Source organism: Patiriisocius sp. 208BN25-11 (assembly GCF_058147145.1).
Map to the genome: position 1 here is coordinate 1 of NZ_JBYVJY010000010.1, position 21,427 is coordinate 21,427.

At 36.1% G+C, this 21,427-nt stretch carries 18 protein-coding genes; 10 read left to right on the plus strand and 8 right to left on the minus strand.

The window, feature by feature from the left end; translation table 11 throughout:
* The first annotated feature begins 77 nt into the window (after positions 1-77).
* The 6 genes from ACY2RS_RS11500 (at position 78) to ACY2RS_RS11525 (ending at position 5,907) form a co-directional block, all read left to right on the plus strand.
* Positions 78-656 (plus strand): hypothetical protein, encoded by a 579-nt coding sequence (locus ACY2RS_RS11500; RefSeq protein WP_490098804.1) that lies wholly within the window; start codon positions 78-80, stop codon positions 654-656.
* 135 nt (positions 657-791) lie between these two features.
* Positions 792-1,310 (plus strand): GNAT family N-acetyltransferase, encoded by a 519-nt coding sequence (locus tag ACY2RS_RS11505; RefSeq protein ID WP_490098805.1) that lies wholly within the window; start codon positions 792-794, stop codon positions 1,308-1,310.
* A gap of 42 nt (positions 1,311-1,352) precedes the next feature.
* The gene (locus ACY2RS_RS11510; RefSeq protein ID WP_490098806.1) at positions 1,353-1,760 is read left to right on the plus strand and encodes an MFS transporter; all 408 of its coding nucleotides are present in this window, start codon (positions 1,353-1,355) and stop codon (positions 1,758-1,760) included.
* A gap of 125 nt (positions 1,761-1,885) precedes the next feature.
* The gene (locus tag ACY2RS_RS11515; protein WP_490098807.1) at positions 1,886-3,715 is read left to right on the plus strand and encodes a PLP-dependent aminotransferase family protein; all 1,830 of its coding nucleotides are present in this window, start codon (positions 1,886-1,888) and stop codon (positions 3,713-3,715) included.
* 115 nt (positions 3,716-3,830) lie between these two features.
* A complete protein-coding gene (locus ACY2RS_RS11520) occupies positions 3,831-5,447 on the plus strand; it encodes a class I SAM-dependent methyltransferase (protein WP_490098808.1) in 1,617 nt (538 codons plus the stop codon).
* Between the two features lie 112 nt (positions 5,448-5,559).
* Positions 5,560-5,907 carry a hypothetical protein gene (locus ACY2RS_RS11525; RefSeq protein WP_490098809.1) on the plus strand — a complete coding sequence of 116 codons (348 nt, stop codon included), beginning with the start codon at positions 5,560-5,562 and terminating at the stop codon, positions 5,905-5,907.
* Between the two features lie 52 nt (positions 5,908-5,959).
* Here the strand turns inward: ACY2RS_RS11525 and ACY2RS_RS11530 are convergent, their stop codons facing one another.
* Complete coding sequence (locus ACY2RS_RS11530) at positions 5,960-6,439, minus strand: hypothetical protein (protein WP_490098810.1); 480 nt, start codon at positions 6,437-6,439, stop codon at positions 5,960-5,962.
* A 344-nt stretch (positions 6,440-6,783) separates the two neighbouring features.
* Between ACY2RS_RS11530 and ACY2RS_RS11535 the strand changes: the two genes are divergently transcribed.
* Complete coding sequence (locus ACY2RS_RS11535) at positions 6,784-8,334, plus strand: NAD(P)H-hydrate dehydratase (RefSeq protein ID WP_490098811.1); 1,551 nt, start codon at positions 6,784-6,786, stop codon at positions 8,332-8,334.
* 91 nt (positions 8,335-8,425) lie between these two features.
* Here ACY2RS_RS11535 and ACY2RS_RS11540 read toward each other — a convergent pair whose 3' ends face one another.
* On the minus strand, positions 8,426-9,454 hold the full coding sequence (locus tag ACY2RS_RS11540; protein WP_490098812.1) for a TlpA family protein disulfide reductase: 1,029 nt from the start codon (positions 9,452-9,454) through the stop codon (positions 8,426-8,428).
* Between the two features lie 115 nt (positions 9,455-9,569).
* Here ACY2RS_RS11540 and hutH point away from each other — a divergent pair, with 115 nt between their 5' ends.
* Positions 9,570-11,075, plus strand: coding sequence for a histidine ammonia-lyase (hutH, locus tag ACY2RS_RS11545; protein WP_490098813.1), 1,506 nt, complete (start codon positions 9,570-9,572; stop codon positions 11,073-11,075).
* Between the two features lie 339 nt (positions 11,076-11,414).
* Here the strand turns inward: hutH and ACY2RS_RS11550 are convergent, their stop codons facing one another.
* The 4 genes from ACY2RS_RS11550 to ACY2RS_RS11565 all read right to left on the minus strand — a co-directional run bounded on the left by ACY2RS_RS11550 (position 11,415) and on the right by ACY2RS_RS11565 (position 15,221).
* Entirely contained in the window at positions 11,415-11,783 is a 369-nt protein-coding gene (locus ACY2RS_RS11550) for a hypothetical protein (RefSeq protein WP_490098814.1), read from the minus strand.
* Positions 11,784-11,869: 86 nt separating this feature from the next.
* Positions 11,870-12,193, minus strand: coding sequence for a TraR/DksA family transcriptional regulator (locus ACY2RS_RS11555; RefSeq protein WP_490098815.1), 324 nt, complete (start codon positions 12,191-12,193; stop codon positions 11,870-11,872).
* Positions 12,186-12,578: a hypothetical protein gene (locus tag ACY2RS_RS11560; RefSeq protein WP_490098816.1), complete on the minus strand. Its 393-nt coding sequence runs from the start codon at positions 12,576-12,578 to the stop codon at positions 12,186-12,188. The genes ACY2RS_RS11555 and ACY2RS_RS11560 overlap by 8 nt, the downstream gene beginning before the upstream one ends.
* 87 nt (positions 12,579-12,665) lie before the next feature.
* Positions 12,666-15,221 (minus strand): ATP-dependent Clp protease ATP-binding subunit, encoded by a 2,556-nt coding sequence (locus ACY2RS_RS11565; protein ID WP_490098817.1) that lies wholly within the window; start codon positions 15,219-15,221, stop codon positions 12,666-12,668.
* Positions 15,222-15,482: 261 nt separating this feature from the next.
* Here ACY2RS_RS11565 and gyrA point away from each other — a divergent pair, with 261 nt between their 5' ends.
* Positions 15,483-18,029, plus strand: a complete 2,547-nt coding sequence (gene gyrA, locus ACY2RS_RS11570; RefSeq protein ID WP_490098818.1) for a DNA gyrase subunit A — start codon at positions 15,483-15,485, stop codon at positions 18,027-18,029.
* A 67-nt stretch (positions 18,030-18,096) separates the two neighbouring features.
* Positions 18,097-19,362 carry a tetratricopeptide repeat protein gene (locus ACY2RS_RS11575; protein ID WP_490098819.1) on the plus strand — a complete coding sequence of 422 codons (1,266 nt, stop codon included), beginning with the start codon at positions 18,097-18,099 and terminating at the stop codon, positions 19,360-19,362.
* 70 nt (positions 19,363-19,432) lie between these two features.
* On the opposite strand, the gene ACY2RS_RS11580 is transcribed toward ACY2RS_RS11575, so the two are convergent.
* Both ACY2RS_RS11580 and ACY2RS_RS11585 read right to left on the minus strand, forming a co-directional pair.
* A complete protein-coding gene (locus ACY2RS_RS11580; protein ID WP_490098820.1) occupies positions 19,433-20,182 on the minus strand; it encodes a C40 family peptidase in 750 nt (249 codons plus the stop codon).
* A 14-nt stretch (positions 20,183-20,196) separates the two neighbouring features.
* Entirely contained in the window at positions 20,197-21,375 is a 1,179-nt protein-coding gene (locus tag ACY2RS_RS11585; protein WP_490098821.1) for an acetyl-CoA C-acyltransferase, read from the minus strand.
* Positions 21,376-21,427 lie beyond the last annotated feature (52 nt).

Sequence of the window (21,427 nt, forward strand, 5' to 3'; positions counted from 1 at the left end):
AAAACACCAAATATGGTATATAAATTAACAGCGTAAAATCAATTTTAACCTGTAGCCATATTTCAGGACAAGACATTATGAAGAAAATTGTATATCTTACTATTATAGTTTTATCAGTTCTATCTTGTTCTAAAAAACCAAAATATTGTTCACCTATTAAAGCTGTTGAACTCTTAAAAAATCACCCAAGAATTGTTGATTCTAGGACTGAAACAGGATATTATGAGATTTCTAACGAAGATGATAAATCAATATATTTAGGTTATAGAACACTAAACCTAAAATTGGAACGAACTTTAAACCCTTTTTATATTACTGATAAAGAAAAGTTTTATTCCATTCTTCAGAAAACTTCTGATATTGATATTTGGAAAGCAAAGTCTATTGTCAAAAATTGGTATTTAGAAAAATATCCTGAATTAAATTATGACTCTATAAAAACAAGTCAAACTATTAACATTAATTTTTTTCATAATAAAACTACTGATAAATATGATGCAAGATGTATTGGTTGGATAGATTTTTATTATCAAAAAATGGAAAAATCTACAGAACCGAGTATAGATAGTGTTATGAATAATTACAGCTTAAAAAAGTTAGACTATAAGTCTTTGATAAAAGATGGAAAAAATATTGATTGGATAAAAAGCGAATAAAAACTTCTGCTAACAAAGTAACGCTTCCAATATTTAGTGAATTATCGAGTAACATAGGTAGGATATTTCAGTTTTATTAAATAATACTAGGTCCAAGTATGTTGGCTTACTAAGTAGTTGATTTAAAGTATAACTATGGAAAACAAATTTCCAACACTAAAAACTGAGCGCATTTTATTACGCGAAATAACCAATGAAGACCTTGGACATATTTTCAACGGACTTTCTAACCCTAAGGTTATCCAACATTACGGAATTAGTTTTGACAGCCTAGAAGCTACAAAAGAACAAATGTGCTGGTATGCAGATAAAAAACAGATGTGGTGGGCCATTTGTGCTCTTGATAATAAAACCTTTTACGGAGCTGGCGGACTTAATGATATTGATACTACAGAAAAAAAAGCAGAAATTGGGCTTTGGCTATTACCAGATTTTTGGGGCATGGGAATCATGAACGAAGCAATGCCTTTGATATCAAATTATGGATTAAATCAATTCAACTTAGACCGAATTGAGGGATTTGTTGATACCAAAAACGACAAGTGTAAAAAAGCAATGTCTAAACTCGATTTTCAACTCGAAAAAACAATGAAAGACTGTGAAATTAAAAACGGAACATTAATCAGTGTCGATGTGTATGTAAAGACAAAATAAATTAAGAAAGGAAGTACGCACAACAAATAAACATTAAAAAAAATGACAGAAAAATTAAAAGCAATAAAAATAATACATCTTTCTATTGTTGCGGGAATGATTATCGTTTATGTACTACTCGGAGATTTAATTACCTTAGAATTTTTGCGTGTACCAGAAATAAAAACTTCGGATTTGATGTATATCATGCTACCTATTTTGGCTGTTATTATAGGAAATTTCATATATAAATATAATATTAAAAATGCGGATAAAGACCTAAGCCTTGAAGAGAAACTACCTGCATATCAAACCGCTACTATCATTCGTTTGGCCATTTTAGAAGGTGCCGCTTTTATCATTTTATTCTTACAACCAAAACTTGTCCTTTTAGGTATCTTACTTATTGGGTATATGATTTATGTAAGACCTACTGAGGATCAATTTAAAAGGGATTTTGAAAAAATGTAATACGAAACCTTTACTTTTCTCCACACTAAAAATTTACAAAAGGCACTCAGATCTCTTCCGTTAAAAAATCTAAAAATAGTATATTGCAAGCTCACTATTTTGGCAATTACAAATAAGAGATTACAATGCTACAGTACCTAACAGAAGTTTTAGAAAATATGCCAACAGGTTGGTTGAATGTCACCACCCATAGGCTTGATATTTATGATGAAAGTCAAGCCAAAAAGCAGTTTTTAGAACAGTTTGAAGATTTGTATGCTTCAAAAACAACGAGTACTGCTGCCTTAGATGCATTGCCCACTGCTTACGATTATATTCGGTTAGGGCATCCGCTTTCCTGTGTGTTAGAATGGAGCATTGCTAAATTGCAACAACTACAACCCGAAAATGTCATTAGCTTTTCATCGCAAACCATGCCTTTGTTGGCAATACTTAGAACAAATGTACTTGAAAATAGAAATACGAGATTACTCTATACAGATACATTGCCTCCCAACTTTGATGCTAGCATTGTAAAAGATGTATATGGATATCAATTTGAGTTAGAAAAAGTTGCGTCACTTGAGCAAGTTTCAGATTTTGAAGGCAGTACGGTTTATATCTCTCAACAGGATAAAGTGGAAGTAGTAGATTTTAATACTTCCATAGACTTCTACATTCAAACCTATACAGATTTAGGTAGTGTTTTAATGATACAGGACACCGTTGCGAGTCATTATATTTCAGCAATACAACACGTGCGAAGACGAGAGACCATTGCCATGACACCAGCCAACTGTTTGGTAGCGCTGCAATCACTTATCAAAGAGGTTACAATTTTAGTGCATACTAACGATGTAGCATCGAACAAGACAGGTGTGTTAGCTTCTGTAAAAGAAATTACCCATACCATAACCAAACCTCTTGTGGGTTCTAGCGGACTCTCCATACAATACGCTATTATGATGGGCTTGGTGCACGATGCGCAGATACATCAGCCAGGAAAGGCCATTAAATTCGTGGTACCGTCCAATTGTTATGGAGGAACAAACGATCAAGCACGACGTGTTGCGGCAGTTATGGAAAATGTTGCTGTGGTAGATTTGCTTGTAGATGGTGACAATGATATGGTGCAAAGTATCGATGTGGTATTAACAAAGATTGCAGACCAAGATGCTGTTCCGTTTATTATTGCCGAAATCCCAACCAACCCAAGAGTGGAGGTGCCTAACCTTCATGCCTTGAAAGAAACCCTTTCTAAAAAACGACACACAACTACAGGAACTCCTGCGATTGCACCCGTGTTTATTTTGGATCAAACTTTTTGTCCAAATATCAACTTTTTAGGAGTAGGCGCTATTTTATCTGAAGTGAAGGCCTTGTCGTATGCTAGTGGATCTAAATTTCCTAGCGGCGGTAAATGTACAGCGGGCTATGTGGTGGCTAATGAGAAAGCTGCCAACGTAATGCCAGCAATAGAAATGCATCTCACACTTTGCGACAATGAGGCCACAGGGTTACAATATGAAATTTTAGCACAACAATTGCCATCGATGAATCAACGTATTGCTGCGGCCTATAAAAACACTCGCGAGTTTGTGAATTTCATAGAAGCAATATTGCCAGAAGCAAAGATTAATTTTGTTTCTGAAGCATTGGCAGCAGAAGGATTTACACCTTCGGTATTTTCGTTAGATCTTCCTTCTAAAGGCGCAACTGCCCAAGAGAAGGAAACTCATAAGAGAGCTTTAAATCATAAACTCATCAATGCTATGATTACTAACATACCCAATGAGAGTAAGTATTGTGTGAGTTATGGTCAATTAAAAGGCTGTTATTGGACCATTCCTGCAACGTCAACACAAGGAACTACCAAAGAAGGCGATAAAGATTATATTGCGCGCGTTTCCCTTTCTGGTGTAATGGATCTAGCACTTCATAAAAAAGTCTTTTCAGATTTTGTGGCAAGCATGTAGGTCTTTTTATTCTGAAATTTTTTTGGCATGGTACATTGGTTAAATTATACTAACTTAGTAAGCACGTTTCAGTTACCTTAGAAAATTTTAAACTGAGACTTCTTATTTTGTTTGTATGAATGTAAACCAAAAAGCAGCCTTACGAAGTACCTTGTTTCGTCATTTAGACGGTATTGTCATTGCACCAACTGCATATACTTTAAAAAAACACGGTGTTACCGATTATATTCTCGAACATAAAAAAGTAACCTTACAGGACCTTGCTGAGAAGTTTAATGCCAATGACGGTTATTTAAATGTTGGCTTACGCGGGCTCTGTTCTCAAGGATGGTTGATACAACATGTAAATAATAAAACCAGTGCTGTTAGCTACCAAATTAATGAGGCTTCACCTATTGCCTTTGGCTACTTTGACTTGTATAAAGATGTCGTTGAATTGCTTCAGCTCTCTGAAAAATACCATCCAAGAAAATTCGAAATGGAGCCCTTTCTGGTTTTGGAGGGAATTTATAAAAAATATAAAAACCACTACGGAATTACCTTTTCTGAAAACAAATTTCAAAGCAATATTGAAAAACAGATTTTAGCCCATATAGAAGGGGTGATACTAGGTCCTACTATTGTTCATTTGGGGATTACGGGAATGTTTCATAAATACTTTATGGAATCTAGATTTAGATCTGAGGAGTTTCATATCAACCATAAAGAATTTGATAGATTATTGAACATGTTAGCCGAGATGGGTTGGTTTACCATTAAAAAAGGAGCCTATCAGTTTACCGATCTTGGTTTGTTTTTTGCCAAAAGAGCAAGTGCCTATGGGGTAACGGTATCGTATATTCCTACCCTCAGAAAATTAGACGACCTAGTTTTTGGCAATCCTTTAGTGCTAAGAAATGGTGCCGAAGGCGCAGATGAAAAGCACGTAGATCGCGAAATGAATATCTGGGGTAGTGGAGGAGCGCATAGTTCTTATTTTAAAGTAGTAGATAAAATTATTATCGATTTGTTTAACAAGCCTATCGACGAGCAGCCTAAAGGAATATTAGATATGGGATGCGGGAATGGTGCCTTTTTGCAGCATTTGTTTTCAGTGATTGAGAATCAAACCTATCGAGGAACAGTTTTAGATGAATATCCATTACAAATTATTGGAGTAGATTACAATAAAGCTGCTTTAAAAGTATCCAGAGCCAATTTGATTCAGGCAGATATTTGGGCCAAGATCATTTGGGGAGATATTGGAGATCCAGAACGACTCGCCAAAGACTTGAATGAAAATTACGATATCGAGTTAGAAGATGTACTTAATGTACGAACTTTTTTAGATCATAATAGAATATGGAAAGCCCCTGCAGGTATGGAATCCAGAGTAAGTAACGCAACAGGTGCTTATGCTTCTCTCGGTAAAAAATTAGATAATAATTTGGTGGCTGCATCTTTTAAAGAACATATGGAGCAATGGAGTCCGTATGTTGGGAAATTTGGACTCCTGCTTATTGAATTGCATACCGTGAAGCCAGCATTGATTGCTGAAAATTTAGGAAAAACGGCTGCTACTGCTTATGATTTAACTCATGGATATTCCGATCAGTACATACTAGAATTGGACGCTTTTTTAAGTCTTGTTCAAGAAGCTGGATTAACAGCCGATATGGCACAATTCAGGAAATTTCCGAATACAGCATTTGCCACGGTATCTATTAGTTTATTGAAATCCAATAAAGCCTAAACCAAACAAATTTAGAGTACCTTCGCTAGGGAATTGAAATCGAAATTGAAACTGAAATTGATCCCGAAGCTTCGGGAGAAATCGAAATCTAATTAAAGGTAACAGCAAAAACATGGACCAAGCAACATTTTTAGAGGAGCACGTATTCAAAGGCTTAAAAAATCAAAATACTGGGGATAATGCAGCAACCTTACATTATTTCACAGAATCTGATTTTGAAATCGTTTTAAAACGACTCGAACACTTTGGAATTGCAATGTATGTGATGGCGCCCTTGCAGGATGGAAACGCCGAAACCGTTGCTACTCATACCGATCATAATAAAAAAGCAACCGATGCACGCTGGTACAAAAAAGCGTTTTTAACGTATAGAATGCGACAGCCTGGATTACTGTATGCAGCTACCTATAAAGTATCCAACAAATTATTGGCGCGAGAAGAACCCAAGAAAGAATACTAATAAATAAATCTTGCAAAGAGGCTCAACGTATATGTTGTGCCTCTTTGTAATTTTAATTTGCTTGTAAAGCAGCAAGAATATAAGCACATAAAGTTACTGGTGTAAGAAGTCCTGGAATAGCAACGTATGCAAGGGTAAAGTGTACGCCCTTCCCTTTGTCAACAGCCTTAAAACGAATTTCTCCTAATATAGCAGCAGTGGCAACAATTGGTGCTAAAGCAGCAGGGGGACCCATTGAGGCAAATGCAGCAGCAATAGCTCCTGCGTATTTAGGAATGTTTTGTGATACTTCATGACTAAAATAAATTGTTACCGACCAAAAACCATGTGTTTTAAACCAGATATCTTTCCCCCCACTAGCGACTGTTGGAATTGCTGCTAAACTATCAGAATAGTCTGACATATCAGTTATTTGTTCGTCTGTGAAACCAATAGATTTTAAGTTGCCTTCAATATCTTTGGCGTAATTATTTTCACCTACTTTTTTGATGATTTCATCAAACGTAAGATTGTTTGGTTCTGTTTTTTTCATAATAATAGAAATTAATTAAGTGATACCTACTCTTTTTTTAGGGATTTTCGGTATGCTCCCTTTGCTCTCTTTTTAATATTTAGAAAGGAGCGAACCATATGCAACTTATAAAATAAATCAAAATGCTATATCCGTATAAATACTTGATTAATTGTTTTTTAAGGTATTTTGTTGTTTGTAAATCAGTTTCTGAATAAAGTTTTCACCACTATATGAACAATGGAGTGTTCTCAAGTTGAATGTGGTCTTAATCTTGAAGAGTAAGTAAAGTTCTGTTCCAACAAGAGTATTTCATATTACAGTAAAATTCTTGTTACCTTTATCAAAAAAAGAAAGACAAAATAATGAAGATATTATCCTCTCAACAGTTATACGAAGCAGATAAAATAACCACAGCAAAGCAAGGAATTACTTCTGTAGATTTGATGGAGCGCGCTGCTACTCAAATTTTTAATTGGTTGCATCAACGTATGCAAGGGGCTCAAGTTCCTATTCATATTTTTTGTGGTATTGGAAATAATGGAGGAGATGGCTTAGCTTTAGGACGTTTATTGATTAAAAATGGTTATGTGGTTAAAAGTTATGTCGCCAATTTTAGTGATAAACGCTCTCCAAGTTTTTTAACCAATTACGATCGGTATAAAAATGTCACGAAAGATTGGCCGACTTTAATGACCTGTGCAGAGGATTTTCCACAAATAGCTCCAGAAGACATTATTATAGATGCTTTGTTTGGTATTGGTATCAATAGACCTCCAGAGGGTTGGGTAAAGGAATTGATACAGTTTATGAATGGACATAGAGCGTTTACACTTTCTATCGATATGCCCAGTGGTTTGTATCCTGAAAAACCCATCGAGGATCCTGAGGCGATCATAAAACCTAATCATACCCTAACATTTCAAACCCCAAAATTATCCTTCTTTTTGCCAGAATCGGGTCCGTATGTTACTTTTTTTGAAATGTTAGACATCGGTTTAGATCCCGAATACATGCATACTGTGCCCGCGTTAGCAGATTTAATTGCAAAGCCTGAAGCACAGCAATTTTACAAACAACGAAATAAGTATGCGCACAAAGGAAATTTCGGACATGCCTTAGTCGTGGCTGGAAGTTACGGTATGATGGGAGCTGCTGTATTAAGTGCCAAAGCGACCCTACGCATTGGAGCAGGGAGAGTGACTTCTTTTATACCAGAATGTGGCTATACTATTATGCAAACAACAGTGCCAGAAGCTATGGTGTTAACCGATGAAAATCCAAAAACTATTACCAAGATTAGTTATGATTTTATGCCCGACGCCATGGCAGTTGGAATGGGAATGGGAAGCGGTAAAGAAGCAGTTGCTGCCTTACGCGGACTTTTAAAACAAGTCGCTTGTCCTATTTTATTGGATGCAGATGCATTAAATTGTATTGCAAAGACAAAGACCTTATTAAAACTCATACCACAAAGTGCTATTTTAACACCACATCCAGGAGAATTGGAGCGTTTGATAGGCGCTTGGGATAATGACTACGATAAAATTGAAAAAACCAAAGCCTTTTCTAAAAAATACAATGTGATTATCATTATTAAAGGCGCCAATACCATTACCATTTCTGGAGATGAGATGTATGTAAATACAACAGGAAATCCGGGTATGGCAACTGCTGGTAGTGGCGATGTTTTAAGTGGTATTATTACTGGATTGGTTTCTCAGGGGTACGACCCTTTAATGGCTTCTGTGTTTGGAATTTATATCCACGGAAGCGCTGGTAATATCGCGTCTACTCAATTAGGTTTTGAGGCGATGATGGCAAGTGACTTGCTAGATTATCTAGGAGATGCCTTTTTGGAGTTATTCAGAAAAGAAGAAGTTCCACCTGCGAAAGCGCAGGAAAGTGCTCAGTAGGCAGTTGCAGTGAGCATTATATGAAAAAAGCCCTTTCGTTAGTAACGAAAGGGCTTTTGTGTAGTTACCAACTACTACTGAGCACTGCTCACTAAATAAGCGCGTCAATAGCAGCACGTACACCATCGTCACTTGGTCTTGGTGCGCTTGCATCTACAATGTTTCCGTCTTTATCAATTAAGATGAAACGAGGAATTCCTTTAATTCTATAGTCTTGTACAAACTTAGTTTGCCACCCTTTTGGAGCATAAATCTGAATACCACCTAATTCCATGTCATGTACCATTGCTTTCCAGTCTTCTTTGGCTTTATCCCATGATCCGCCATGTGTTCTGTCGTCATCAATTGACATGCTCACAAAGGCGATGTCTTTTCCGTGATAGTCTTTTTCTAATTGCTTTAATGCTGGAATTTCAGCTTTACATGGCGCACACCAGGTGGCCCAAACATCGATATACACATTTTTACCTTTAAAGTCAGCCAAAGAGGTTTTGCTTCCATCTATATTTTCGAAATCTGTAAAAGTTGGAGAAGGTGCGCCTTTTGGCATGTCTATTCTTAGAGAAATCATTTCTCCATAGTAGCCTTTAAAAGATTCCATCATGCCGCTAAGGTTTTCTTTTTCGCTAGCAATTAATTCAGGATCAATTCCTTTTTGACCATCAATGAACTCGTTCATTTTTAGGGTCATTTCAGAAATCTTTGTTTCTAATTCGGCCATCCCTAAACTTTCAAAATCTTGATCGAATAATTTTTCTTCAAATAAAGTTTTTGCTGCTAAGTACCTGCTGTTTTGAGAACCATTTCCTTTGTATGAAACAGATTCGTCAAAGGCTTCTGTATCTAAAGACATATCTATTGTATATCCATTTTTAAGATACATAGGAGTTGCTTCTTTTCCAGTGTCAAAATAATAAACCCCATCAGCTACTTTTAAAGTGTCTTTAAACGTACCATCTTTATTCACTGCAATGCTTTTGGAGTAGTTTCTGTTTACAACTTTTATAGAGTCTACAGTGTTGTTTGTAATTTTTCCTGAGAAGCTTACAAAATCTTTGGGTGTTTCTTCTTGGCAAGCTACGAGAATTGCTGCTGCTGCAAGAATACCTATTTTTTTCATTTTCATAGTTTTTTAAGTTGTGAAATATACGCATAAATATATATAATTTAGGGTGTATTTCTTTTAGTAATACAACGACTTAAATTGTATTTTTGTTGCAAACAACTCAATAATCATGACCGAAAAACATTACATAAGTAGTTCTTTGTTAGACCTAGCTGTTATTAAAGATATTATTGATACACATAAATTACTTGCGCTTTCTGAAGAAGCCATAGGTAATATTAATAAATCATTTGAATTCCTATCGCAAAAGATTAAAAACAATGATACACCTATTTATGGTATTAATACTGGTTTCGGGTCTTTGTGTAATGTTAAAATTTCCGCAGAAAATCTTTCTAAACTTCAAGAAAATTTAGTGATGTCTCATGCATGTGGAACGGGTGAATTTGTTCCTAAAACTATTGTAAAATTGATGCTATTGCTTAAAATTCAATCTTTGAGTTATGGCTACAGTGGAGTACAATTACAAACGGTAGAACGTTTGGTGGCTATGTATAATAATGACGTGATACCTGTGGTGTACACACAAGGGAGTCTAGGAGCTTCTGGAGATTTAGCACCATTAGCGCACATGTCATTGCCTTTGTTAGGAAAAGGAGATGTTTGGATAGGAGAGGAGATCGTTGCTGCCTCAGAAGTGATGAGAACCCACCAATGGGAGCCAATTACCTTACAAGCAAAAGAAGGATTGGCTTTGCTTAATGGTACACAATTTATGAGTGCTTATGGGGTGCATATTTTATTGAAATCTTATAAATACTCCTATTTGGCAGATGTGATTAGCTCGGTTTCTATCGATGCATTCGATTGTAATATGAGTCCGTTTAATGCACTTGTACACTTAGTAAGACCTCATAGAGGACAGGTGAAAACTGCAGAACGTATCAATGAAATTTTAACAGATAGTGAATTAGGAAAGGGCGAAAAGAAAAATGTACAAGATCCGTATTCGTTTAGATGCATCCCGCAAGTGCATGGTGCTTCCAAAGATACCATAGGCTTTGTGCACAAAACGTTTAAAACAGAAATCAATTCGGTAACCGATAACCCCAATATTTTTATCGAAGATGATTTAATTATTTCTGGCGGAAATTTTCATGGCCAACCTCTTGCATTAGCGCTAGATTATATGGGAATTGCCATGAGTGAATTAGGTAACATTTCAGAAAGAAGAACCTATCAATTAGTGTCTGGTTTACGAGATTTACCAGCTTTTTTAGTTAACAATCCTGGATTAAATAGTGGATTTATGATTCCTCAATATACAGCAGCTAGTATTGTGAGTCAAAACAAGCAATTGGCTTCTCCAGCCTCTGTGGATTCTATTGTATCTTCAAATGGGCAAGAAGATCATGTGAGTATGGGTGCTAATGGCGCAACTAAATGCTTGCGTATTATTGATAATCTAGAGACAATATTAGCTATTGAGTTGATGAATGCATCTCAAGCGCTTGCTTTTAGAGATAAAAAGTCATCTCCTTTTATAGAATCTTTAATTTCTAGTTATAGAGAAGTAGTTCCTTTTGTCGAAGAAGATAGATTACTAGCAGACGACATCCACGCTACTGTAGCCTTTTTGCAAAGCTTCTCTGTAGATAGTGATTTAATTTTTTAGGAAATATTCTTAATTTCCTAAATGGCCTATCGAAAAGATATCGTCAAATTTGAATAGCGGATATCGTCAAATTTTAATCTGTTTGAGCTACACGTAGTTTTGATGCAGGATGCTTTTTAATGCGAGTTATTAAAATTTAGATTCCGATAGATAAATTTAGATATGTTTTCGTTAGCCTAGATTTTTTTGGTTCGTTTTTTCATCAATGGAAAAAATGAACTGCTAAATACTATGAAATCTCACAATTTTTTCGGCGTTAACAAGTTCCATAAAAAGTCATTTATAAAAACCATTCACACCACAGTAGCATTCTTACAATGCTTCTTTGGAAACAATGATTTAATTTTTTAACAAACTCTCAATCCAAGTTACGGCTTGGTCTATTTCTTTAAAACCTTGAATAGGTTTTTTTAAGAATTTCTTTTCAAGAGATATAGAGTCTAGTTTTTTAGTGTCTTCTGATACTACAGCAAATCCTGCTAGGTTTTCAATTTTTGAAGTTTGAAAGTAAATACTAGGATCTACCGAGTATGAATTTTTACGGTGTGTAATATATCCAAATGGTTTGTTAGGGAAATAAGTGTCTCTAACCTTGATAAGTTCATCGTTAAATTCAGATGTTACCGTAATACCTTCATTCATCGTTGCGATGATATAGTCTTCAAAAACAAGTACTTGTCCGAAGTCAAATTCTAGTGTGTTAATCATAAGTAGTTTTTCAATGGGGCGGCAAAAGTACTGTTTTATTTAGCATTTGGCTGCACGAAAAAACTTACATTAATGTTAAATAAAACCTAAGGTGAACAATGAACGCAAGTAACGGCTTGAGGTAGTAAGATAATTCTACCTTCTGGAATGGGTATATTGCATTTTCTGCATACTCCAAAGGAAGGGTATTCTATATTAGATAATGCTACTTTTAGGTTGTTGAGCTTTTGTTTAGCTTTACGTAATGCAGCTTCATTTACAGATTTGTTATTTATCGCATCCATTCTCGAAACTCTGCCAATAGCATTTTCTGGAGCAATAGGTTTGGTAAGCTCTTGATACGTATTGATAGCTATTTTTGTTTTAGCGATTTCTTCAATCATTCTAACTTTAATAGTTGCTTTATCCATTCTTCTTTTTATCTTCAATTACAGTATGTACCCATTGAATAGCTTCGCTCAGGGTTGGGAAAATCTCAAAAGTATTTGCATAAAATGTACGCTCGTATTCAGCACTTTTTTTAAACATTTCATTCTGTGTTACAATTGCAACAGCAATCAAATTTTTTATTTTGATATGTGCATCAATATAAATAATTGGATCTACCGTGTATGACATGAGTCGATTTGAAATATACACCATAGGCTTCTCTCCAAAATGTTTTTGAATTAATTCTTGCAAAAGATCAGATTGCTCTTTAGTTATTGTAGCACCTTCTTTAATTTGATTCACTAAAAACTCATCAAAAATAAATGTCTCACAATAGCCAAAATCGTAATGATAAAACATACTCATAGGGAACTTCTTTTAAATTAATCCCTATAAAAATACAGCCAATTGATTAGAAATCAATTGGCTGTGATAAAAAAAAATAAAAAATTCTTACGATTCAGTAGTTTTCTTTTGTTTTTTAATTTTAATAGTCAATTCATTGGTTTTTGAATCCAAGTCCATGGTTATAGCATCTCCTTCAGTAAGTTTGCTATTAATGATTTCTTCTGCCAATGCATCTTCTATGTATTTCTGAATCGCTCTTTTTAATGGTCTTGCTCCATAATCTTTATCAAAACCTTTATCAGCGATGTAATCTTTAGCTTTATCGGTTAAGGTAAGATCATACCCAAGGTCTTTGATTCGTAGAAAAAGCTTTTCTAGTTCAATATCAATAATTTTGTGAATGTCTTCACGCTCAAGAGCATTAAAGACCATCACATCATCTACACGATTTAAAAATTCTGGTGCAAAAGCTTTTTTCAACGCATTTTCAATAATGCCTTTAGCGTTTGCATCGGCCTGACTTGCTTTCGCAGCAGTTCCAAACCCAACTCCTTGACCAAAATCTTTTAACCTACGGGCTCCAATATTTGAAGTCATAATAATGATGGTATTTCTGAAATCAATCTTACGTCCTAAACTATCTGTTAAATGACCGTCATCTAATACTTGTAACAGCATATTAAAAACATCTGGGTGTGCTTTTTCAATCTCATCTAAAAGGACAACAGCATAAGGCTTACGTCTTATTTTCTCTGTTAACTGACCACCTTCTTCGTATCCTACGTATCCTGGAGGTGCACCTACTAATCTCGAGATGGCAAATTTCTCCATGTATTCACTCATATCAATACGTACCAATGCAGTTTCACTATCAAAAAGCTCTTTGGCAAGCACTTTTGCTAATTGCGTTTTCCCAACTCCCGTTTGTCCTAAAAAGATAAAAGATCCAATAGGTTTGTTAGGGTCTTTAAGTCCGGCACGGTTTCGTTGTATTGCTTTTACCACTTTGCTTACCGCGTCGTCTTGTCCAATTACTTTTCCTTTGATAAGTTCAGGCAATTCTGCAAGTTTATTGATTTCAGTTTGCGCAATTCTGTTGACAGGAATTCCCGTCATCATAGAAACTACTTCAGCTACATTTTCTTCATTAACAGTCTCGCGATGTAATTTAGAATCGTTTTCCCAAATTTCTTGTTCGGTCACCAATTCTTTTTCAAGATTCTTTTCATCATCTCTCAATTTGGCAGCCTCTTCGTACTTTTGTTTTTTAACAACAGTATTTTTAAGCTCTCTAACTTCTTCAAGTTTTTGTTCGATTTCCAAAATTTTCTTAGGTACATTGATATTGGTAATATGTACTCGAGAACCAGCTTCATCTAGGGCATCAATCGCTTTGTCTGGCAAGAACCTATCGGTCATATATCTATTCGTTAACTTCACACAAGCCTCAAGCGCTTCTGGTGTGTAGGTAACATTATGATGTGTTTCGTACTTTTCTTTGATGTTTTGCAGAATTTCTACTGTTTCCTCTACCGAAGTAGGTTCTACTAATACTTTCTGAAATCTTCGTTCCAAAGCACCATCCTTTTCTATATACTGTCGGTATTCATCTAAAGTAGTTGCTCCAACGCATTGAATTTCTCCTCTAGCCAATGCAGGCTTAAACATATTACTTGCGTCAAGTGAACCTGTGGCGCCACCAGCACCTACTATGGTGTGAATTTCATCAATAAAAAGAATAATATCATCATTCTTTTCTAGTTCATTCATGACAGCTTTCATACGCTCTTCGAACTGACCACGGTATTTGGTGCCAGCAACAAGGCTTGCTAAGTCAAGTGTTACTACACGCTTGTCGTATAAAATACGAGATACTTTTCGCTGTACGATACGAAGTGCCAAACCTTCGGCGATAGCAGATTTACCAACACCAGGCTCTCCAATGAGTAGTGGGTTGTTCTTTTTGCGTCTACTTAAAATTTGTGATACCCTTTGTATTTCAGCTTCACGGCCAACAACAGGATCTAATTTTCCTTCTTCTGCCATGGCAGTTAGATCTCTACCAAAATTATCTAAGACTGGTGTCTTTGATTTTTTATTTGATTTTGCAGCAGTGCTACCAAATAAATTTTCTTTTGCGCCCTCATCTTGGGCGTTTTCATCATCATTTGGAAACGACTCAGCCGATGGACTATCGATATAGTCATCATCGTCATTAGCGAGCAATACTTTAAATTGCTCTTTTACCTTATCATAATCTACTTTCATTTTGTGTAGTAGTTTGGTAGTGGGATCGTTTTCATTTCTTAAAATGCACAATAATAAATGCGCAGTGTTTATAGAGGTGCTCTGAAACAATTTTGCTTCTAAGAAAGTTGTTTTTAAAGCACGCTCTGCCTGTCGTGTAAGGTGTAAATTCTTTTTGTCATTACCTACCATTCCTGTACCAGGGTTGGCAGGACTTAATATTTCGACTTTACGTCGTAAGTGATTTAAATCTACATCTAGGGCATTTAAGATAGTAACAGCTTTGCCATTTCCATCTCGTAAAAGACCTAACATTAAGTGCTCGGTCCCAATAAAATCGTGACCTAGGCGTAATGCTTCTTCTTTGCTAAATGCAATTACATCTTTTACTCTGGGGGAAAAATTATCATCCATACGCTCAATTCCTTTTCGTCTAAAATTACTAAAAATTACTGTTATCTAGTCAAAAACTATTCCTGTTTCTAAGTAGGAAGAGTAAATTGACAAAAAATGACAGAGATATAAAAGTGAAACCCCTTATAGTTATTAACGAAGTAGGGTTAATTTTTTGTTAATAAAATCGTGAATAACCCCCTTGTTTTTACCTATTAAAAATGCCGAAATACCGTATCTTGCTTGTTTAGTAGAAAAACATAAATATAATATAAAATAACTATGGCTGAAGGCGAAAAATTGATCCCCATCAACATTGAAGATGAAATGAAATCGGCTTACATCGATTATTCGATGTCTGTAATTGTGTCACGTGCACTGCCAGATGTTCGTGATGGAATGAAGCCAGTACACAGACGTGTATTGTTTGGAATGCATGAATTGGGAATTAGAGCTACAGGCGCTCATAAAAAATCTGCAAGAATTGTAGGAGAAGTTTTAGGTAAGTATCACCCACATGGCGATACCTCAGTATACGATGCAATGGTGCGTATGGCACAAGAGTGGAGTTTACGATATTTATTAGTAGATGGTCAAGGTAACTTTGGATCTGTAGATGGCGATAGTCCTGCAGCAATGCGTTATACCGAGGCAAGAATGCAGCGTATTAGTGAAGATATGCTGGCAGATATAGATAAAGAGACAGTAGATCATCAACTTAACTTTGATGACACCTTAAAAGAGCCTACAGTGCTTCCTACTAGAATTCCTGGATTGTTAATCAACGGAGCTTCTGGTATCGCAGTAGGTATGGCTACCAATATGCCACCTCATAACTTAACAGAAGTTGTAGATGGAATTCAAGCATACATCGATAATCCAGAAATTGATATTGACGGATTAATGCAGTATGTAAAAGCACCAGATTTTCCAACGGGTGGTGTTATTTATGGTTATGATGGTGTAAAAGATGCTTTTCATACAGGACGTGGACGTATTGTAATGCGTGCCAAGGCTAGATTTGAAGAAGTAAATGGTAGAGAGTGTATTATAGTTTCTGAAATTCCCTACCAAGTAAACAAGGCAGACATGATTAAAAAGACTGCCGACCTTATCAACGACAAGAAAATAGAAGGTATTTCTAATATACGTGATGAGTCTGATAGAAAAGGGATGCGTATCGTATATATCCTAAAAAGAGATGCAATTCCTAATATTGTATTAAATACCTTATATAAATACACAGCCTTACAATCAAGCTTTAGTGTAAATAATATTGCCCTTGTAAAAGGGAGACCACAAATGCTGAATCTAAAAGACCTGATTCATTATTTTGTAGAGCACCGTCACGAAGTTGTTGTTAGAAGAACTGAATACCTATTAAAGAAAGCTAAAGAGAGAGCGCATATTTTAGAAGGTCTCATCATTGCTTCCGATAATATTGACGAAGTGATTCGTCTTATCCGTGCTTCTGCCAATGCAGATGAAGCGAGAGCTGCTTTGATAAAGGCATTTAAGCTTACAGAAATCCAAGCAAAAGCTATCGTAGAAATGCGTCTGCGTCAATTAACAGGACTGGAGCAAGATAAATTGCGCTCTGAGTACGACGAATTGATGAAAACAATTGAAGATTATGAAGACATTCTTGCTAACAAAGAGCGAAGAATGGCGATCATCAAAGAAGAATTGGACGAAGTAAGAACAAAATATGGAGATGAGCGTCGCTCTGTTATTGAATATGCAGGAGGCGATGTAAGCATCACAGATTTAATTCCAGATGAGCAAGTGGTGTTAACCATTTCGCATGCTGGATATATCAAACGTACTTCTTTGGCGGAATACAAAACCCAAAACAGAGGTGGTGTAGGGCAAAAGGCATCTGCTACTCGTAATGAAGATTTCCTAGAACATTTATTTGTAGGGACCAATCACCAATACATGTTGTTCTTTACTCAAAAAGGAAAATGTTTCTGGATGCGCGTATTTGAAATTCCTGAAGGATCTAAAACATCAAAAGGACGTGCAATACAAAACCTCATTAACATTGAGCCAGATGATAAAGTAATGGCATTTATTTGTACGCAGGATCTTAAAGATGATGAGTACGTAAATAGCCGTTATGTGATCATGGCAACCAAAAAAGGACAAGTGAAGAAAACACCTTTAGAACAATATTCTAGACCTAGAACTAATGGTATCAATGCAATTACCATCAAAGAAGGTGATGAGCTATTAGAAGCAAAATTAACCCGTGGAGATAGTCAAGTAATGTTGGCTGTTAAAAGTGGAAAAGCCATTCGTTTTGAAGAAGAGAAAACAAGACCTATGGGTAGAAATGCTTCTGGTGTTCGTGGAATTAGATTAGCAGACAACAATGATGAAGTAGTAGGAATGATTGCTATTAATGATACTGCTTCGGAAATATTAGTAGTTTCTGAAAATGGGTACGGAAAACGATCTAGCATCGAAGATTACCGTATTACCAATAGAGGTGGAAAAGGTGTAAAGACTATTAGTGTTACCGAAAAAACCGGACAGTTGGTAGCTATTAAAAATGTAGTAGATACAGATGATTTGATGATTATCAATAAATCTGGAATTGCTATTAGAATGGCAGTAGATAGTTTACGTGTGATGGGTCGTGCGACGCAAGGGGTGCGCTTAATAAAAGTACGTGAAGATGATTCTATCGCAGCTGTAGCTAAGGTGATGAAAGAAGATGAAGAAGAATTGGACGAAACAATGTTAGATGGCGATGGTACAAAACCAGCTGTTGAAACTGGAGCTAAAGAAAGTGGCACGCCAATTGCTAATAGCGAAGAAGAATAAACCTAATTGATTGTATTAATATTTCAGAAGAACCTAAACCATCCTTCTGATCGTAATTTTTAAAAAGATGAAAAAACCATTATTAGTGACAGCTGCACTCCTCATTTCAGTAGCGTCATTTGGACAAAAAAAAGAAGTAAAAAAAGCGCAAAAAGCTTTTGTAAAAGGTGATGTTGAAGCTGCCAAAGAATATCTTGGTGTAGCAGAAGCTAAACTTGGTGAAGCAGATGCAGATACAAAAATCAACTATTACATAGCAAAAGGGGAAATTACACTAGCCGACGCTGGAAAGACAGATTACCCTAAAATGAAAGAAGCTGCAACTGCTTTTATGAAAGCGCAAGAGTTGGATACAAGTAATGAATTTGAAGGGCTTATTGAAAATGGTGTGACCAATACCAGAGTTGCTTTGGTAAATAGTGCTGTAAAAGATCAAAATGCTAAGAATTATTCCTTGGCAAGTGAAAAGTTAAATTTAAGTTATCAAGTTAAAAAAGATACTTCTGATTTGTATTACGCCGCTGGTAATGCTGTAAATGCTAAAGATTATGACAAAGGTCTTGAGTATTACTTGCAATTATTAGATATGGGGTATACAGGTATTAAAAAAGAGTATACTGCATTGCGTATAGAAGATAACAAAACGGTAACGTTTGCTTCTGAAGCAGATCGTAATTCTGAAATGATTTCAGGAAAATATACGAAGCCAGGTGAGCGCATGTCTGAATCTGCTAAAGGTGACATGCTTCGTAGTGTTGTACTTATTTATTCAAGTAAAGGTGAAAATGATAAAGCAATTGCTTTAATGAAAGAAGCAAGAGCAGAAAACCCTAACGATATGTCTTTGGTTCGTGCCGAGGCAGATATGGTATATAGAATGGGAGATACAGTTCGTTACAATGAACTAATGCAAGAAGTCTTAGCATCAGACCCTGATAATCCAGAATTATACTATAATCTTGGAGTTGCAACTGCTTCAAATGGAAATACCGCTAAGGCTATTGAGTATTATAAAAAAGCAATTGAGTTGCAGCCAGAATATCCAGCGGCTCAAATAAATATAGCAGCTATCATGTTGGGACAAGAAAAAGACATTGTTACCGAGATGAATGGTCTAGGAATGTCTAAAGCTGATACAAAAAGATATGATGAATTATCTGCAAAGCGTGATGGATTATATACTGGAGCGTTACCATATCTAGAATCTGCAATGAAATCAAGAGGTGATAATGTAGAATTAGTGAGAACCCTAATGAATATTTATGGACAACTTGGTATGGATACTAAGTTCGCTGAAATGAAATCAAAGCTTGCTTCCATGGAAGGAAACTAGATGGCTCTTAATAAACTTATCAAAAAAACCCGCTATAGAAGAAATAGCGGGTTTTTTATATACCATAATATTAAACAATACGTTTTATCACTCTTAACTTGTGTGTGTGTGTATTGGTATCTAAATTGAAGATTCCTGTATGATCTAGCCTATCAATTCTAACTTTACCATGGGCGTGAATGATATAATGATCCTCCATAATGATACCTACATGAATAATGTTTCCTTCGGCATTATCAAAGAAGGCCAAATCACCAGGTTCACTTTCTTCAATAAAACTCAAGGCTTCTCCTTGCGTTGCTTGCTCGCTAGCATCACGTTTTAGCGCATGCCCATTTAGTTTATATACCATTTGTGTAAAACCACTACAGTCTATACCAAAGGGTGTTTTACCTCCCCACAAATAGGGTGTGTTAAGGTATAACAATGCAGTCTCCACTATATGTTCTTTTGGAAACTTTTTGTCAATAGTGCGTCCTTCAAAGCTATGTTCTAGGAGCGTTTGTGTATTCATTGAACTCCCCATGACAATAGATAACATTTGGTTGTTGTGTATCGAAACCATGTCAACCAAATCTTCCGATAGAATAGGGGTTTGTTTTAAAATATCCTTGTAGTGTTCTTCTTCAGTGAAGACAAATTGTTTGTTGTCTATCCAACCTTCATAACGGTCAAAGTCTAAACGAATTCTACTCCACTTTTTTCGAGACTCTAATACTTTAAAGATTTCTCCATACAGTACCTGCGTAACAAGCTCGCTACTATCAGCAGCTTCAGCTCTAAGAGGGACGACACTAAGGTTGCAAATACCGTATTTCATAAATATGTTTGGGGTTAGGCTCTTTCTAATACCATAGCAGAAGCACCTCCACCACCGTTACAAATAGCAGCTGCGCCTAATTTTGCATTGTTCTGCTCTAAGACACTTAATAGAGTAATTAAAATACGAACACCACTGCATCCTAATGGGTGTCCTAAAGAAACCGCTCCACCATTTACATTTACATTGGCATCTGTAAGGCCTAATATTTTCATGTTCGCAAGTCCTACTACAGAAAATGCTTCATTAAATTCAAAAAAGTCTATTTGGTCTTGAGTTACACCAGCTTTAGCAAGTGCTTTTGGTAATGCTTTTGATGGTGCAGTTGTAAACCACTCTGGTTCGTGTGCAGCATCTGCATACCCTGTTACTGTTGCAAGTATCTTTAATCCGAGTTCGTTTGCTTTTTCTTCGCTCATTAAAATCATAGCTCCTGCACCATCGTTTATTGTAGAGGCATTGGCAGCTGTAACTGTACCTTCTTTTGTGAAAGCAGGACGTAACGCTGGAATTTTTTCCATTTTTACGTTTTTAAATTCTTCATCTTCACTAATAATAAGATCATCACCTCTTCGCTGCGGTACAGCAACCGGAATGACTTCATTAGCAAATTTACCTTCGCTCCAAGCCTTTGCAGAACGCTCGTAAGATTGAATCGCAAATGCATCTTGATCTTCTCTAGAGAAGTGATGCTCTGTCGCACATGCATCGGCACATACACCCATGGCATTTTGATCGTAAGCATCTACTAAACCATCTTTTTGCATTCCATCTACTAAGGTGGTAGGACCAAATTTTACTCCTTTACGCATGTGTACGTAATGTGGAATATTACTCATGCTTTCCATACCTCCAGCAACCACAACATCTGCATCTCCTAGGGCAATGGCTTGAGCAGCATTCATTACAGCTTTCATACCAGATGCACACACTTTGTTTACGGTAGTACAAGGTACTGTATCTGGAATTCCTGCTCCTAAAGCAGCTTGTCTTGCAGGTGCTTGACCTACGCCAGCTTGTACAACATTTCCCATATATACTTCTTCAACATTAGCAGCATCTAGATTAATTTTATCTAAAGCCCCTTTTATAGCGAAACTTCCTAATTGGGCAGCTGTTAAAGAAGATAAACCTCCCATAAAGCTTCCTATTGGTGTACGTACTGCAGAAACAACAACAACTTTTTTACTCATAATCGTTTGTTAAAATGGTTTAATTCAGCTACGATGCTGAATCGTAAATAGT